Genomic DNA, 18,553 nt, shown 5'->3' on the forward strand with positions numbered 1-18,553 from the left:
GTAATAGAGATGGATCAGAAGGATACAAAATATATATTGAAAAAACTTATGCAGGATGCATTGGCTGAGGAAGAGCAGGCTGCCCTGAACGACCGGAAGACCGTGAAGGGACAAATGTTCAGCCAATGGGAAAATGCTCCTGACGCTGTCAGCTCTGATCGGGCCGACGGGCGACAGATATGGTACCATATCTGTCGGAGGCTTTCGAATAAAGCCTCCGACAGGAGATTTTTATACTATAAATTTTATAGTATAGCAGCTTCTTTGTTATTATTGCTGGCAGTAGGAAGCATGGCTTTCTATATAATCGGCAATAAGAAAGAGGTTGCGATGTATATCGTAACTTCAGGTATTCAGAATATGCAGTCGGTTTCTTTGCCTGATGGTACGTTTGTGCAACTGGGTCCCGGTAGCAGATTAACTTATCCCGCCAACTTTACCGGAGAAACCCGCGAAATACAGTTAAGTGGACAGGCTTTCTTTGATGTCTACAGGAATCCAGCCAAGCCGTTCATCGTACATACTTCCAATATGCAGATAGAGGCATTGGGTACAGCCTTCGAAATCTTCGATTACGAAATAGAGAATAAATCGGAAACGGTTCTACTGAACGGTAGTGTTCGTATCAATCTGAATCGTCCCACAGGAGATATGAAGGAATTTATCCTATCGCCGGATGAAAAGATCGTACATGATAGATGGGCCGATTCGACTTACATCCAGCCTGTAGATGCCGACAAATATACCGCCTGGCGTAAGCAGAAGATACTCAGTTTTGAGAATGAAAAACTATCGATGATCATCCCGCGCCTCGAACAATGGTACGGACGCAAGGTCATGTGCCAGCAGGATTTAGCAGATAAATACCGTTTTACGTTCAAAGTGAGGGACGAATCGTTGGAACGTATTTTATATATAATGGGAGAATCTTCTCCTCTGGGACATCAGAAGACCACTAATGGAAATTTTGTAATAAAGCTTAAATAATTAATAACTTAAATTTATCGCCTATGAACACATGAAGGGGTTAACCTAAAAAAATTGGAAGATACCTGCAAGTACCTTCCAATCCGTGAGTTTTCGAAAAATGCATGTCACAAAGGAGTCGAAGCCAAGGACTTGCATTTAGTATTCATCAAAAACAATACAAAGTTATGAAAAAAAACAATGACAGGGATTGTTGTGTCCCGTTATTTAGAAAAACAATTCGTATTATGAAGATCACAACCTTATTTTCACTTGGTGTGGCCTGTTGTATTTCTGCCTCTACCTACGCGCAGAACTACAAAGTGTCGATCAACAAAAAGAACAGTAGTATCATTGAAATCCTGAAGGATATCGAGAAGAACAGTGAGTTCTCGTTTTTCTTTAACGACAATAATGTAAACGTCAACAGGAAAGCTAGTGTGAAAGCCAAGAACGCCTCTTTGGAAGAGGTGCTTGAGCAAGTATTCGAGAATACCGGATATAATTATCAGATCATAGACCGTCAGGTACTGGTAAAAGCAGACAATTCGGTGAAAGCGATGAATGGTGTTGCCGGTGTGGCACAGCAGAACAAGATGGTAAGCGGTGTCGTTACCGATGCCAGTGGAGACCCTATTATCGGGGCGAACGTCATTATCAAAGGAACTACGACCGGTAGTATCACCGACATCGACGGCAAATTTATGCTTGAAGCCAAAAACGGTGATGTGATCCAGGTTTCTTTTATCGGTTATCTGACGCAGGAAGTTCCTTACAGCGGACAGGCTACATTATCGGTTAATTTGGTGGAAGATACACAGAAGCTGGAAGAAATTGTCGTTGTAGGTTACGGTGTACAGAAGAAAGTGAATATGTCGGGAGCCGTTGCGACAGTCGACAGTAAGGTACTGGAAAGCCGTCCCGTGCAGAACGTATCGTCAGCCCTTCAGGGTATCATGCCCGGTGTGATGGTAACCTCCGGACAAGGGCGTCCGGGACAGGACCAGGCAACGATCCGTGTGCGTGGTGTCGGTACATTGAATACCGCCGACCCGTATATCCTGGTGGACGGTGTCGAAACCGGTACGATGAACTCGGTCGATCCGAACGATATCGAAAGTATCTCCGTATTGAAGGATGCTGCTTCGGCTGCCATCTACGGATCGAAAGCCTCTAACGGGGTTATCCTGATCACGACAAAACGGGGTAAGACCGGTAAGCCGCGTATCTCTTATAACGGTTATGTAGGTGTTCAGAAAGCGACTGAAACGATCGACCGCATGAGCTCTTACGATTATGCCCGTCTTTACAATCAATCCTTGATTAACGAAGGCCTGAACCCGCGTTTCACAGATGCAGAGATCAATTTGTTCCAAAGCGGAACAGATCCTAATTATCCGAATACGGACTGGTATGACGAAGCATATCAGACAGGTGTTCAGCACTCTCATAATGTGAGCATAACAGGTGGTACGGAAACAGCCAAGTACATGGGTTCTGTCGGTTACCTGCATCAGACGGGTATCCTGCCGCATGCCGAACGGCAGCAGTTCAACGGTCGTACCAATATGGATATGAAGCTCAATTCGCGCCTGAATGTACGCCTCAATCTGGCTTATATCAAGAATGACTATACCGACCCGAACTCGTCTTATGCGAGCGGTAGCTCCGACCAGATCATCCGTCAGTTGAATCGTATCGCTCCGTGGATCGTGAATCGTTACGATGACGGTACATACGGTACAATCTCCGATGGTAACCCGATTGCCTGGCTGGATGCAGATCAGACGGTCGACCGTAAGAACCAGAACTTCTCCGGAACGTTGGCTGCCGATTATAAGATTATCGACGGACTGGTTGCCACGGTGACAGGTTCGTATGTAAATAACCAGCAGCATTATAAGGCTTTCCAGAAGTTTATTCAATATAACCCGAACAAAGCGACCGAGCCGAACAAGCTGAACGAAGAGTTCCGCGGCTGGCATCGTGCCTCTTTCGACGCTTTATTGAATTACGACAAACAATTCGGTAAACATGGATTGAAAGCTATGGCCGGATGGCACACTGAAAAGTATGACTATACGGAACATAAGATGGAACGTAAGAACTTCCCGACTAACGACCTGAACGACATGAATGCCGGTGATGCGGCTACTCAGAAGAATGAAGGTTTCTCACGCGAACTGGCTATGATCTCCTGGTTTGGACGTATCAACTACGACTTTATGGGTAAATATATCCTGGAAGCCAATATCCGTGCGGATGCTTCTTCTCGTTTTGCCGACGGTAATCGTTGGGGGTATTTCCCTTCTTTCTCCGGTGCATGGCGTATCAGTGAAGAAGGTTTTATGGAGAATACAAAAGACTGGTTGAACAACCTGAAAGTGCGTGCTTCTTGGGGTAAACTGGGTAACCAGGATGCTTTGACCGATTATTATCCATGGATGAATACCTATAATCTGGATGCAAAGTATCCGTTGGGCGGCTCTTTGCAGTCGGGTTATTATCAGAAGTCTTACAAATTGTCTACCATTTCATGGGAAAAGGCTCGTACATGGGGACTCGGTTTAGACGCAACGATCAATAACAAGATCAATTTTACAATCGATTATTACGACAGAAAGACGACCGGTATCATTATGGATGTTCCGGTTCCGCAGGAATTCGGTCTGGAAGCTTATAAAGATAACGTAGGCGAAATGGTCAACAAAGGTATCGAAATCGTGTTGAGCTACAATAATAAATGGGGTGACTGGTCATTCGGTGCAACCGGTAACTTTGCCTACAATAAGAACGAAGTACTGAACCTGGGTGGTGTGACCGATATGGTCGATCCGAATAATGGTAACAAACTCCGTCGTGTAGGTGAGCGTCTGAACTCGTACCGTGTCTATAAAGCTGACGGATTCTTCAACTCTGACGAGGCTGCTCAGGCTTGGATGGATAAGTACTCAAAACAGGAAGGCTATCCGTTCGGTACCCGCAAGTTTAAAGCTGGTGATTTGATTTACCACGATACGAATAATGATGGTAAAATAACTGCCGACGACCGTATCTTAGGCGGATCGACAGATCCTTCTGTTACATTCGGTTTGAGTTTGAACGCTGGTTTTAAAGGTTTCGACCTTTCCATGATGCTTTCAGGTGCTGCCGGTGTACACCGTTTGATTAATCAGGAAGTGACCGGTTATTTCAATGGTGACGATTCTCACCCTGCAACTGTATGGCTGGATGCCTGGACGCCTGATAATATGGATGCGAAAATGCCTCGTATCGCATATTCCACTACCTCTCCCAGCTTATCGTCAAATGTAATGTCGACTTTCTGGTTACAGAACTCTAGTTACCTGCGTATGAAGAACCTGCAGTTTGGGTATACGATTCCGAAGAATATCCTGAAGTCGGCCGGTATCGAGAACCTGCGCGTGTATTATTCTGTGGAAAATCTGTTTACGATCCATAACATGCTTGTCAGCGTCGATCCGGAAATCTCCAGCGAACGTGCTTCCAGCTTCCCGCTGACTCAGACACATGCTTTCGGTGTGAATATAACATTCTAATAGGAACGATTAGTTATGAATAAAATAAAAGAATATAATATGAAACGCTTATTTATATATATGCTGGCCGGTATGACATTGGCCGGGACGTCCTGTTCAGACTTTTTGGACACAGTACCTAAGGATGCACTCTCACCCGCAACTACCTGGAAGACGGAAGCCGATGCTGAAAAGTTCCTGATCGGCTGTTACGACGGCTGGGGTGATGAAACTGGTATCATGTATTGGGATTGCGGTTCCGATTTCGGTTTCAACTACCATATCCATGAAAATTGGAAGAACATCGGTAACGGCAGTATGACAGCCAGCAACCAGGTGGCAGATTATTATAGTTTCTCATTGATCCGCCGCTGCAACGACTTCCTGATCAATATCGAGCCATTAGAATTTGCAGATGCTGCGAAGAAAAACAATATGATCGGCCAGGTGAAAACGATTCGCGCCTTCCAGTATTTCATAAAGAACTGGTGGTATGGTGGTGTGCCTATCATCGAATCTTATGAGACGGCAGAGGAAGCTAAAGTAGCCCGCAATACGGAAGAAGAAGTAAAGAAATTTATTTACGACGAAATCGATGCAGCCATTCCTCTGTTAAACGATGCACCTGCGGCAAGAGGCTATATCGCCAAAGGAACAGCTATGGCTCTCAAAATGCGGTCGGCCTTGTATTATGGCGACTATCAGCGTGCCAAAGAAGCAGCCAAAGCGATTATGGATCTGGGACAATATGAGTTGGATCCTAGCTTCGACAATCTTTTCACCATAGCAGGACAAGGTTCGAAAGAAATTATCGCAGCCTTCCAGCGTGACGAAAACCTGTATGATAACTGGATGATCGGAACGATGTATAACAATGCAGATGGCGGATGGTCGTCGATGGTTCCGACCCAGAACCTGGTAGATGCCTACGAGATGAGTAATGGTTTGACCAAGGAAGAAGCCGGAAGCGGTTACGACGCTACCCATCCGTATGCCAATCGTGACCCGCGTATGGCCATGACCGTTCTTTTCCCCGGTATGGATTGGGAAGGCGGTATCCTGAATACACTGGACGCCACGATCGACGGAAGTAAGAATCCGAATAACCCGGACGATGCCGATAATGCTTCCAAGACAGGATTGACCTGGGGTAAATATTTGTTGGATAAGTCACAGTATGCCGATATGTGGGCTACGAATGCCTCCGTGATTATCTTCCGGTATGCCGAGGTATTACTGAGTTATGCCGAAGCAGAAAATGAGTTGAATGGCCCGTCTGCTGATGTATATACTATGTTGAATCAGGTTCGTAACCGTGTCGGTATGCCGGATGTAGACCGGAGTAAATATGGCACGCAGGCGAAACTACGTGAATTGATCCGCCGCGAGCGTTCTTCTGAACTGGCAGGTGAAGGTCTTCGCCGTGCCGATATCCTTCGTTGGAAGGACGACAGTGGCAAGATGTTGGCCGAAACACTGATGAACGGTCCGTTGACCCGCGTGTCAGGCACAGTAAATATGAGTGAATCCGATCCTTATAAACGTGCAACAGTCTCCGGCACAAGTCTGATCGAGAACCGTTCGTTTGCTACTCATAACCGTTATCTGCCTATCAAGCAGGATTACTTGGATAAGAATCCGAATCTGAAACAGAATACTGGCTATTAATTAGGTATTAACAACTATATTTGGATTAAGTAAAGGGATATATTGGATTATTTCTGATATATCCCTTCTTTTGTATCGAAAAGACTTGAAGACATGAAAAACATAAACATACTCTATTCTTTTTTCCTGCTTGCCTGCCTGCTTTCGGGATCTGGTTGTAGCGCTGCCTCTTCTGGCCGGCAGGTCTTGGATATGAATACTGACTGGGCTTTCTTCCGGGGTGATGTGAGTGACGGCAGCAGGATCGGTTTGGATGATTCCGGCTGGATGCCTGTCGTACTGCCGCATATCATGCAACTGGAGACGAAGCATTGCGGAGGAAACTCGATATATGACGGGGTCGGTTGGTATCGCCGTTATTTTAAGCTCCCGGAAACAGATAAGGATAAACGGATGGTCGTTTCCTTTGAGGGAGTTATGACAAACTGCGATGTTTATTTGAACGGAAAAAAGATAACGGAACATCATGGTGGTTATATGGGGTTTGTAGCTGATCTGACAGAATATGTCGACTGGAACGGTAATAATGTGCTGGCAGTCCGTGTCTCTGCTGAACATGATCCGCTGACTCCTCCGGGAAAGCCGCAGGATAAGATGGACTTCTATTATTATAGCGGTATATACCGGGATGTCAGAATGGTAATTACTGATAAAATATATATAACCGATCCTTTGCAGGAGGAGATAGTGGCCGGTGGCGGTCAGTTCATTACTTTTCCGGAGGTGACAAAAGAAAGGGCAAGAGTTCACGTCTCCACACATATCCGTAATCAATCGGATAAGAATGAAACGTTGACCTTATTCTCTCAGTTAAAAGATTCTACGGGGTATGTGGTTGCCGCAATGAAGACTCCGGTCGATTTGCAGGGACAGTCGGATGAAACAGTAGCGCAGGATTTGATTGTCGACAATCCCGCCTTATGGCATCCTTACACGCCCCATCTTTATACCTTGCAGACACAAATCCTATCCGGTGAAAAAGTACTGGATGAGACAGAGGAAAAAGTCGGTATCCGTACAATCCGTTACACAGCGGAGGAGGGTTTCTTTATCAACGGAGAAAAACTGTATATGCGCGGAGCCAACCGTCACCAGGCTTTTGCCAATGTCGGTGATGCTGCTTCCAATTCGATGCAGGTACGGGATGCGATCGACCTGAAGCAGGGTGGTTATAATGCCGTCCGTGCCGCCCATTATCCGAGTGATCCGGCTTTTCTGGATGCCTGCGATAAGTATGGCCTGTTGGTTGTCGAATGTATTCCCGGCTGGCAGTTTTATAATCCCGATTCTACGTTTATCAAACGGCTCTATGATGTAGGACGCCGGATGATTCGTCGGGATCGGAATCACCCTTCCGTCGTACTTTGGGAAACGGCGTTGAATGAATCCCGTTATCCGGTTTCATTGGCAAAAGAAATTCAAGAACTGTCCCATGCGGAATATCCGGGTGACCAGATGTACACAGCCGGCGATTACTTCGGGCATGCCGATATGGAACCTTATTACGATGTCTTTTACAAACAGGTATCCAAGTTCCCGAAGGATGGCGATGTGATGAGTAATTATCCCGAAGACTTCATCGTGGTCAAACCCTTGTTTACCCGCGAGTGGGGAGACGGTGTAGGAGAGAAGCCCCGTGTCAGTCTGAAAGAGAATGAAGAAGAACAGATGCGTCAGTGTCGCAGCCGTATCGAACAGTTGAATGGCAAAGGGTATTTCGACTGGTGCATGCTGGATGCCAATCCGCATATGGGTGGGCATTTTGTATGGAGTTACAACGATTATGCACGTGGTAGCCAGGATGAAACGATGTACAGCGGCGTGGTCGACATCAACCGTTATCCGAAGTTCAGTTATTTCATGTTGCAGAGTATGCGCGACAAGTCTGTCTCCCAGCCGGGATTGTATGATGGGCCGATGGTCTTTATCGCGTCCTATAATGCATCAGCCGATTTCACATCTTCTACAACAGATATTACGGTCTTTTCCAATTGCGATGAAGTAAAATTATACCGTAACGATCAATTGATCGGAAAACAGATACGCGAGGAAAGGACACCGCTGTATCGTCCGGTCGTTGAAAAAGGAGGTAGCCCCGTATTCATCTTCAATGCCGGAGAATATGAAGCCGGGACATTGAAAGCCGAAGCCCTTGTGGATGGAAAAGTGGTGGCTACACATCATGTGACGACACCCGAACAGCCGGATCATCTGGTAGTAGATATCAAAACGAATGGAATTATTCCCGTGGCAGACGGTTCGGATATGATCCCTGTCTATTTTAAGGTTTGCGATAAGAATGGCTCTGTGGTATATAATTCGCAACAGGAAATCTGCATTAAGGTATCCGGTGAAGGTGTGTTGATTGGCGATACAATCAGCCGTATCGGTATCAATCCGCAAAAAGTCGAAGGCGGTATCGGTTTTGCCTTTATACGTACGACGAAAAAGGCCGGTAAGATCATTGTGGAAGTTACCGCAGACGGTTTATCAGCCGGTAGGGCGGAGGTTGTGTCGGAACCTTTCCGTAACTCTTATTTGCCGGATGGAGAACATGCGGCATTCAAAGGGCAGGAAGAAGATAATGTAGTCGTGAAACCCTCTTCCTGGCAGAAACGTATATTGGAAAGACCCCGTCTGAAGATCGCTTCCGTTCAGGTAGGCGGCAATCAGAGCGGGTATCCGTCCTCGAATATCATAGATAATGATGATCACACCTGGTGGATCGCAGGCGAAGATAAACTTCCGCAGGTAATCACGCTGACGTTGGATCGTCCGGGCTATGTGGCAGCCAGCCGTATTCTTTTCCAGAAAGACAGTTCTTCCTATAAGCACAAAGTGGAGACGTCACAGGATGGCGAACGCTGGGAACTTTTGTATGAACGGGAATGTACAGGCTGGGAATTCAAACCGATGACTGTCGACCGTGAAATAAAATATCTTCGTCTAACAATTGAAAATGTCTCCGAAGGACGTGCCGGTCTGGGAGAAATCTCTCTTTATTAGTATATAGTCAGCCGGCTGGCACTACTGTATCAGTCGGCTGGTTTAGCCATATCACCTCCATAGCATAGTAGTGTCAGATCACTGCAACTACGCAAACCTTTGCGTAGTTTTTTTTCGTATAAGCGGCTGTACCCAATATATAAAAGTTATACATTTGAAGAATTAAAAGCTTAATTCTTAATACCATGAAACTCTATTCTTTATTTTTATGCGCATCAGCCGCGCTTTTATTAAGCACTCAAAATGCGGATGCCCAGATTACGGAAAGACCACGTCCAGCAGAGTGGGATCACCTGGTTGAGGGTGCACGGTTTATGGATCGTTTTCTTCCTATGCCTGCCGGAAAACTAAGTAGTGACGTATGGGGAGCCCGGAACGTCATTCCCCGGTATGTAGACAACGGGATCGAGGATAATGTCCGTTCCTATTGGGGAGGAAATATCATCAAGGATAATACGGGACAATATCATCTATATGTTTGCGGATGGCCAGAGAACTCTCCCCAGGGACATATGTTCTGGCCTAAATCGACCGTTTATCATGCTGTATGCAATAACTCTATCGGTCCGTTCATAATCAAAGATACCATCGGCCCGGGACATAACCCGGAGGCTTTCCGTTTGAAAGACGGACGCGTGGTAGTCTATGTTATCGACGGCTATTACCTGGCAGACGACCTGAACGGTCCGTGGATCCGCAAGACGTTTGATTTCGACAAACGCGACCGTCCTATTATCGAAGGACTGTCCAATCTTACTTTCTCCCGGCGTGAAGACGGTTCCTTCCTCATGGTCTGCCGTGGGGGCGGTGTATGGATCAGTCAGACCGGGCTTTCCCCTTACAACCAGATTACGGACAAACGGGTATATCCCCCGGTGGAGGGTGCTTTCGAAGACCCTGTCGTTTGGCACGACCATATCCAGTATCACCTGATCGTGAACGACTGGTTGGGACGTATTGCTTTCTATCTGCGTTCGAAGGATGGTGTCAATTGGGTGACTGATCCGGGCGAAGCTTACCTGCCGGGCGTCTCCGTCCATGAGGATGGTAAAGTGGAAGACTGGTTTAAATACGAACGTATCAAAATATTGCAGGATAGCTACGGTCGTGCTATCCAGGCCAACTTTGCCGTGATCGATACCCTGAAACATGAAGACCAGCCGAACGATAACCACAGTTCCAAGAATATCAGTATCCCGTTGACCCCAGGTTTGTTACTGACCGTACTCGATACCAAACCGATCACGGATAAGACGCAAACAATACGTGTAAAGATCGCTGCTGAAGAGGGCTTTGACCCGCAGACGGATATCGATTTCAAATCCTTGCGTTTCGGTGCATCTACAGAAGTGAATTTCGGCAAAGGATGTAAAGTACAAAATACAAAGAAAGAGGGAAAAGACCTGATTGTCACCTTCGATGCCAAAGGTAACGGAATAACAGCCGAAGAGTTCGCCCCTAAGTTACTGGGTAAAACAACTTCTGGTAAACTCCTGTACGGATATGCCCGCCTTCCCTGGGTGAGTTATAATGACCCGATCCTTTCTGCCCGGATGCCCGAATTTATCTCAGACGGACAGGATATAAAAATTGTCGTAGAAAACTTTGGCCAGGTAGCTTCCAAACCGGCTGTCCTGACATTGGAACAATTTCAGGATGGAAACAGGAAGGAGATAGGACAGACAAAGGTCGCCTCTCTTACCCCTTACGGCAAAACGAATGTGACACTTTCCGCTAACACGAAGTTCGAGAAAGGAAAAGCATACGACTTCCTGCTGACCATCCGTACGTCGGATAATGTTGTTTCCACTTACAGCTTTCAAACAACCCCGGTGAAGTAAGCCTATTCCTTCAGTTTCTTCCGTAGGGAACGTGAGTTTCCTGCGGAGGGAATTACAGTTCCCTGCCGAGGAAACTCCAGTTTCCAAGGCATGAAATTATATGGAAACGCCAGTTTCCAAACTGCAAAACTACGAGGAAACTGTAATTGGTTGGTTGTTAGTGTTATATTGTTTAATACCTTTTCTTCAGATATGTATGTATTTTCTTATATGCCGTCGCAATATGAGCTTCCACTGTTTTCTGTGATATTTCCAGTAGTGTTGCGATCTCTTTTTGCTTAAGCCTGTCGGATAGAAACAATCTGAATACCTCCCTGCATTTATCCGGTAATGAATTGATTGCCTTCTGAACAAGTTCCCGTTCCTCCTGATCCAGCAGTTTCGACTCAGGGTTATTATTATCTGAAATTACTTCTACATGATACAGTTCCAGTGGATCTTTATCCGGTTCGTTGGTCCGGCGGATATAATGTAGTGCCTGGTTCTTTACAGAAGTATACAGGTAACTTTCTATATTTTCTATTTGATCTAATGTCTCTCTTTTCTTCCATATAATGAAGAAAACGTCGGAGACAGCCTCCTCTGCCTGCTCTTTCGACGACAGGTAGTAAAATGCATGATGGAACAATTGCTGATAGTACATGTCGAAGAGCAGACGAAAAGCTTTTTCGTCCCCCTTGGCGATATTATCAATCAGGGAAGATTTAGTGTATCCTCTTGTCCTAAAATTCATACGTTTAGAGTTCAGTGGTTTACCTCGATACTAAAGAAAAAAAGTAGTTTTTACAGGAGTAAAGATACGTCTTTTCTTTTAAGTGAAGTTTGTTCTCTCTGTTTTTAATGAAATAATTAACAAGGGTATATTCTTGTATATTAAATGCATATAAGGAGAGTTTTGACGGTAAGCTTCTGTAATTCATAAGGCAGTCTTGTTTGTGTTACCCGGAAATTCCCCGTCCGGATAGAACATAAAGAACATGAGCGTTTGTTGCCTATTGCTTTTTAAGCACGAAACAAATGTATATAAAAAAGCCGAAAAGCCGAAAGGTGTATCTTTAAGCCTGTTATTTTATATCCTATTTCTTTAAATGTTAAAAATGAACTTCCTTATTAGGGTTTTTTCTCAGAGCTGTCATCTATATATGTGAGTGAGATAATTATATAAGTAATAAAGATGTCGAATATAAAAAACAGAAAAGACGAAGAGATAAAAAGACGCATTCAGTTCAAGCCGGTAGAAACAGAACCGGATGTCGTCTACAATAAAATGTGGCAACGGATCATGAACTCTGATACGATTATAATGGGCGTATCATCCGTTTGGAAATATGCATCCATTGCAGTATCCATAGCCTTATTGGTCGTTTCTTCTTTTTTATATAAGATACATACCGAACCCAGACCATTGGCCTATATGGAAGTAGCCTCGATGGTCGGTTCTAAAACCCGGGTTCTTTTGCCGGACAGCACAATCGTCTGGTTGAACGGCAATTCGTATATCCGGTATCCCGAAGTTTTTGATGAGAATACACGGCAAATAGAATTGATAGGGGAAGCGTTTTTTGATGTGACTGAGAATAAGGAAAAACCTTTTATCGTAAACCTGGAAGGCATGCATGTACAGGTGTTGGGTACGGAATTCAATATCCTGGCAGATGCAAACTCAGGTGTGATTGAGACCACGCTGATAGAAGGATCGGTTGCATTATTTAACGAACAAAACAGTAGTCCGACGGCCGACAGGATATTAGTTCCCGGCCAGCAGGCACTGTTTGACAAACAGAGTGGAAGTATCGAAGTTCGTCCCGTCAGGACTTCTTCTTATACTTCGTGGATGACAGGTGACTTCTTTTTTGAAAAAATCACATTCGGAGAGATCCTTAGTGTATTGGAGCGTTCTTTTAGTGTGAAGTTTCATTTGAAAAACGAAGCTATAAAAGAGGTATTCCTAACGGCACAATTTACGCATAAGGAGTCACTGGAGGAAATCTTGTCTATTCTGCAAATCTCAATGCGATATAAGTTTGAGATAAAGGATAGGGATGTGTATATCAGATAAATAATTGTTGAACCTTAAAATCAATTGAAGACCATGAACAGTACGTAAACAACGGTAAAAAAATTGGGAATGCTACCAACATCCCCAATTTATGCTCTAAGCGCAGATCATTTAAGTAAACGGCAACTACCAATTGCCATAAATAATCAACTAGATTTTGCAAATGTATGAATAAACATTTAATTAGAGTGTTTCGTGGGGCAAAAAGCTCTATGAATGAGGGAAATATTTCTCATAAGACACGCGATCAAGTTTTAAGAATTACGAAATTAGCCTTATTGTTCCTCTTTGTTTGTTTATGGGAAACCACAGCAGCATCTTCTTATTCCCAGGTAACAAAATTGAACCTTGAAGTGAACGGAACGATCCTCCAGGTATTGAAATCCATTGAGAACCAGTCGGAATTTACCTTTGTCTATAAGCTGGATGAGGTGAACCTCGATGAGAACGTATCCGTCGATATGAAAAATAAATCTATTAATGAAGTATTGGATGCCCTGTTACGTGACAAATCGTTGGGATACAGGATTACGGACAGGCATATTGTTTTATTTAAAAAAGAAAAGGAAGAAGTAAAACAAGTGTCACAAGACAATTCGATCGTGACTGGAACGATTGTCGATGACTTCGGTGAGCCCATAATCGGTGCCAATGTCCTTGTAAAAGGGGAATCGGGTGTGGGTACGACAACAGATATGAGGGGTAAGTTTTCTTTAGACCTGAAAGATGTCAAATCTCCTGTATTGGTTATTTCTTTTATCGGTTATACTACACTGGAAGTGGTAGTCGGCAGTAAAACGACGCTGAATATAACCTTGAAGGAAGACTCAAAAGCATTGGAAGAAGTAATCGTTATTGGTTATGGTACCAATTCCAAACGTAATCTTACTTCCGCTGTATCTACTGTGGATGCCGAGAAAATCAAGAACGTTCCCGTTCCCAATATCACAGACGCATTGGCCGGACGTGCTGCCGGTTTGATCGTTACCCAGGCGGGGGGTGGTCTTGGTAAAAAGTCTACCATCTCTATTCGTGGTGGTGGAGAACCAATTGTAGTTATCGATGGATTTATTTCTAAATATGAAGATTTTGTCAACTTGAATACAGACGATATCGAGTCGATGTCTGTATTGAAGGATGCCGCTGCTGCCGCTGTATACGGTGCCCGTGCAGGGGATGGTGTATTGGTTGTAAAAACAAAGGGAGGTTTGAAAGGACTTCGCGTTGATTACTCTTTCAACCAAAGCTGGAGTGAGCCTACTTATCTGGAAAAGAAGCTGGGCTCGTATGACAGAGCTCTATTCGATAACACCGTACGTGATTTGTATGGTCTTGAAAGACGTTGGACCGATGAGGAACTGGATAAGTATCGTACCGGTTCTGATCCATACAACTATCCGAACGTAGACTGGCAAAAGTTGATGCTTCGCAATTTTGCACCGGAAAGCAAACACTCTCTGGCAGTGCGTGGTGGTTCCGAGTTTAATAAGTATTACGTCTCCTTTCAGGCTTACGATCAGGGATCGATGTATAAGGGGAGTGCCGAAAGTTACAAGCGTTATAACCTTCGTATGAATGAAACTTCTGAGTTTAAAGACCTGGGATTAACCCTGAACTTCGGTTTAGATGGATATATATCCAATATGAAGACTCCTCGTTCCCAATATTCCAGCGGTTATTGGCATACCTGGGGGCATATTCAGAACAAAAGTCCTATGGAATTGGCACAGAATCAAGATGGACAGATTTATATCGGTTATGACAATCCTTTGGCAGAGATCTCATCCGAGTCGGGATATTTAAAATCAGACTTTAAAATGGTAACCGGACTGTTCAATGCAGACTGGAATGTGAAAGGTGTAGAAGGCTTGAAACTGAAAGTAAGCGGTAATTATCGATTTGGAATGTCCGATTCCAAATCATGGACAAAAACCGCACCGCAGTATGACCTGGAAGGAAATAAAGGGCCTGATTACCCGGTTAGCTTACAGTATAGCACATATAGCTATCGCATGTGGACCATGCAGTATTTTGCAGATTATAGCCGTTCCTTTCTGGATGAAACACATAATGTTTCTGCCACAATCGGTTATGAGCAGAGTTATGCATTTGAACGTGGATTTAACGCTTTGCGTAAGAATTATATATTCATGATCGATCAGATGGGGGCAGGACCCTCCGATACGATGGAAAATGGTGGCAGGGAATTTGAAAGCGGCCGTGCCGGTTTGGTAGCTAGAGCCTCCTACAACTATAAAAAGAAATATTACATTGAAGGTTCTATGCGTCATGACGGTAGCGACTTGTTTCCGAAAGATCGTCGCTGGGGTAACTTTTTCGCTGGTTCACTGGCATGGGCTGTATCCGAAGAGTCTTTCTTTCAACCGTTGAAAGATCGTAATATTCTGAACTTCTTTAAGCTGCGTGCTTCTTACGGACAAACAGGTTTGGACTCCGGAGTTGGTGCTTTTAGTTACTTGACCTCTTACGGACTTAACGAAAGAGGCTATGTATTAGATGGAAAGATCGTTCCGACTTTCAGCGAAGGTGCTTTGATCAGCGATGATATTACCTGGTATACCCGTAATACATTTGATATAGGTTTCGACTTCAATTCACTGGGTGAACGTTTAGCTGGTAGTTTCGACTATTTCTATATGAAAACGACCGGTTACCTGACTTCTCCTTCGAACGTGAGTTATGCCGATCCGCTCGGTCTGGCTCTTCCGAAGGTTAAATCGAATGGGGAGCACCGTCGTGCCGGTTATGAGTTCAACCTTTCCTGGAAAGATCATTTCGGAGATTTCAATTATGAAGTAGGAGCAAACTTTACCTATTTCGACCAGTTGGTATCCAGTGCCTGGGACGAAGATTTGGCAAGCCAGAAAAATCCATATAGACGTTCCGTACAGCAGACTGGAAACTGGGGTAACGGATTTACGAACCTGGGATATTATCAGAGCTCGGATCAGACTTTAAATTTACCTCGTCGCGATGGTTCATCGAACCTGGTTGCCGGTGATATTATCTATAAGGATATGAACGGTGACGGTTTTATCGATGACAACGACCAATGGCGTATCGGTAAAAATAGTTTCCCACGTGGTAACTATGGTATTTATGCCAACCTGTCTTATAAAGGTTTTTCTGCCAATATTCTGTTCCAGGGAGCAACTTCCCGCGATATGTATCTGGATGATGTGGTACGTGGACAGTCGACCGGAGGATATACGATGGTTTATCCTTATCAATTGGATTATTGGATGCCGGATAATACGAGTGCAAAATATCCGAGAATAGCAATGAGCTCCAATGTCAATGGAAGTAACAACTATCAAACCTCTGATTTTTGGTTGGTGAATGGCCGTTATATCCGTTTGAAATCATTACAGTTCGCTTACGACTTCCGTACGAAGCTATTGAAGAATGTGAAGTGGCTTTATAAATGCCAGGTCGTGTTAAGCGGACAGAACCTGTTCACGATTTCTCCTGCAACCAAATATGGCTTCGACCCTGAAAACGGTAGTACCAATAACTACGACTACCCCGTGCAACGTGTGTATGCCGTTAGCGTGAACCTTGGATTTTAATCACTAAATTAAAGAATAGACTTATGAAACTAAAAAATATAGTATCATTAGCATCCTTAGCATTTTTACTTGGAGCAGCTTCCTGTAATGTGTTGGATACTCAGCCCTTTGAAAGTTATGATGAAGCAACCGTATGGGGGGCTAAATCGACGGCTGATGCTTTTGTTACCGGGACGATGAGTGATATAATGTATGGTTATATAAACGGAAACCAGACCAATTGGGAAGAACGAACCAGCAATGCCGTACATTCAAACGGTGGTAACGGAATTGTTCGTGAACAGATCGACCGGTATAATGGTGATGGTGGTTTTGGTGATTTCGGAAGCATTCGCCGTTGTAACCTGATTATTGAAAAAGCAACGGAATATGCAGGACAAGGGCTTTCTGATGCAGAGTCTAAAGATCTGGTTGCAAAAGGTAAGCTGTTGCGTGCATTAACGTATTACCGTCAGGCCCGTACGATGGGACGTTTTGTATGGGTAGACCGTGTATTAGCTCCGGCGGATACCGCCAGTAATGGGCTTATGATGTCTACAACAAAAACAACGACCGAGAGTTATACCTATATCCTGAACGATATAGACGCTGCTATTCCGGATCTTCCAACCTCTGTTAAAGCAGGTGAGTTATCCCGTAATATGGCCTATGCATTCAAGTCGGAGATTGCTTTGCAGGCAGCCGCCTACGAAACCGATGCAACTAAGAAGCGTGAGTGGCTGAAAGCCTCTATTGCGGCTGCTGACGCCGTGGAAGGTGCTTCTCTGGGTACGGATTTCGGTAGTATCTTCAATGAAAAAGACCGTTATTCCAGCGAGATCATTTTTGCAGTTTATCGCGATAAAGCGAATACAAATACGGACGCTATTGCTCCGTTACAGAATGTAATGCCGAATACGAACAACGACAACCTGGTCAAGAACGGTTGCGGTCCGTTGTTCCAGACCAATGGCGGACAACCTTTCATCGGTTGGTTATGGTGGGCACCGACACAGAACCTGGTAGACGGTTACGAAGTGCTAGACGAAGCTACCGGTCAGGGTGTTGCCTGGAACGAATCCACTCAATTCAAGAATAACATTACACTCGTTCAGGGATCGGCTCCGGATTGGGCGATCGACCAGGAAAAAGCGGAAGTGTTGTTCTATGGAAATGCAAAGAGTGACAAGTCGGTCAGTGAGATCATGTACAGCAACCGCGATGCCCGTTTCTACGGAACATTTGCCTATGACGGATGTACCTGGTGGAATGAGGATATTTATACGACGGTAAACGGTAACCTATGGCGTAAATCAAACGGTAATCTGGGTCCTCATATGGGCTTGTCGAATTACTATTGGAAAAAGGGTGTATACAACGTTGAACCCCGTGTGCTGGCCGGTACCCCGACAGACTATCATTATGTAGTAACCCGTTACGGTCGTGTGCTACTGAACAAAGCCGAAGCCATCTTATGGCTGGCGGGAATGGGAGAGGGCAATTATTCGGATGCCGTAGCTCTCTGCAACCAGACTCGTACCGTTCACGCTAAATTACCTGCAAAGCAAATCAATAACCTGCAGGAAGCATGGAACTTCTACAAACAGGAGCGCCGTTGCGAACTGCCGATGGAGAACGATTACTACTGGAGCCTCTTACGTTGGGGTAAGCACGGAGGATATGCCAATAACGGTGTAGCACCGGGTGGAAAGATCGCAGGGTTTACAGAACAACCGACTTACGTAGAGATCACGAAAGACCGTAAATCATTCTATATCGGTAAAGTAACGCATGGCGACCATGATGACCGTCAATTCCGTGAAGACCGTCGTTACTTGTTCCCCATCCCACAAGGACAGATCGACCGTAACGCTAATTTAGGTCCTCAGAATCCGGGTTGGTAAT

The 18,553-nt window shown here is 44.8% G+C and carries 9 protein-coding genes; 8 read left to right on the forward strand and 1 reads right to left on the reverse strand.

The window, feature by feature from the left end; all coding sequences use genetic code 11:
- The first annotated feature begins 9 nt into the window (after nt 1-9).
- From BQ7394_RS08935 to BQ7394_RS08955, 5 genes are all read left to right on the forward strand, one after another.
- Entirely contained in the window at nt 10-987 is a 978-nt protein-coding gene (locus BQ7394_RS08935; RefSeq protein ID WP_075557128.1) for a FecR family protein, read from the forward strand.
- 227 nt (nt 988-1,214) lie between these two features.
- The gene (locus BQ7394_RS08940) at nt 1,215-4,526 is read left to right on the forward strand and encodes a TonB-dependent receptor (RefSeq protein ID WP_075557129.1); all 3,312 of its coding nucleotides are present in this window, start codon (nt 1,215-1,217) and stop codon (nt 4,524-4,526) included.
- 39 nt (nt 4,527-4,565) lie between these two features.
- Nucleotides 4,566-6,173: a RagB/SusD family nutrient uptake outer membrane protein gene (locus BQ7394_RS08945; RefSeq protein ID WP_075559946.1), complete on the forward strand. Its 1,608-nt coding sequence runs from the start codon at nt 4,566-4,568 to the stop codon at nt 6,171-6,173.
- Nucleotides 6,174-6,266: 93 nt separating this feature from the next.
- Nucleotides 6,267-9,179: a glycoside hydrolase family 2 protein gene (locus BQ7394_RS08950; protein WP_075557130.1), complete on the forward strand. Its 2,913-nt coding sequence runs from the start codon at nt 6,267-6,269 to the stop codon at nt 9,177-9,179.
- 185 nt (nt 9,180-9,364) lie between these two features.
- Complete coding sequence (locus BQ7394_RS08955; protein ID WP_075557131.1) at nt 9,365-11,020, forward strand: glycoside hydrolase family protein; 1,656 nt, start codon at nt 9,365-9,367, stop codon at nt 11,018-11,020.
- Between the two features lie 172 nt (nt 11,021-11,192).
- On the opposite strand, the gene BQ7394_RS08960 is transcribed toward BQ7394_RS08955, so the two are convergent.
- Nucleotides 11,193-11,753 (reverse strand): RNA polymerase sigma-70 factor, encoded by a 561-nt coding sequence (locus tag BQ7394_RS08960; RefSeq protein ID WP_075557132.1) that lies wholly within the window; start codon nt 11,751-11,753, stop codon nt 11,193-11,195.
- 441 nt (nt 11,754-12,194) lie between these two features.
- Here BQ7394_RS08960 and BQ7394_RS08965 point away from each other — a divergent pair, with 441 nt between their 5' ends.
- The 3 genes from BQ7394_RS08965 to BQ7394_RS08975 all read left to right on the forward strand — a co-directional run bounded on the left by BQ7394_RS08965 (nt 12,195) and on the right by BQ7394_RS08975 (nt 18,552).
- A complete protein-coding gene (locus BQ7394_RS08965) occupies nt 12,195-13,079 on the forward strand; it encodes a FecR family protein (protein WP_075557133.1) in 885 nt (294 codons plus the stop codon).
- Between the two features lie 212 nt (nt 13,080-13,291).
- On the forward strand, nt 13,292-16,669 hold the full coding sequence (locus BQ7394_RS08970) for a TonB-dependent receptor (RefSeq protein ID WP_235848712.1): 3,378 nt from the start codon (nt 13,292-13,294) through the stop codon (nt 16,667-16,669).
- 23 nt (nt 16,670-16,692) lie between these two features.
- On the forward strand, nt 16,693-18,552 hold the full coding sequence (locus tag BQ7394_RS08975; RefSeq protein WP_075557135.1) for a RagB/SusD family nutrient uptake outer membrane protein: 1,860 nt from the start codon (nt 16,693-16,695) through the stop codon (nt 18,550-18,552).
- Nucleotide 18,553 lies beyond the last annotated feature (1 nt).

It is taken from the genome of Parabacteroides timonensis (assembly GCF_900128505.1).
Classification (GTDB): Bacteria; Bacteroidota; Bacteroidia; order Bacteroidales; family Tannerellaceae; genus Parabacteroides; species Parabacteroides timonensis.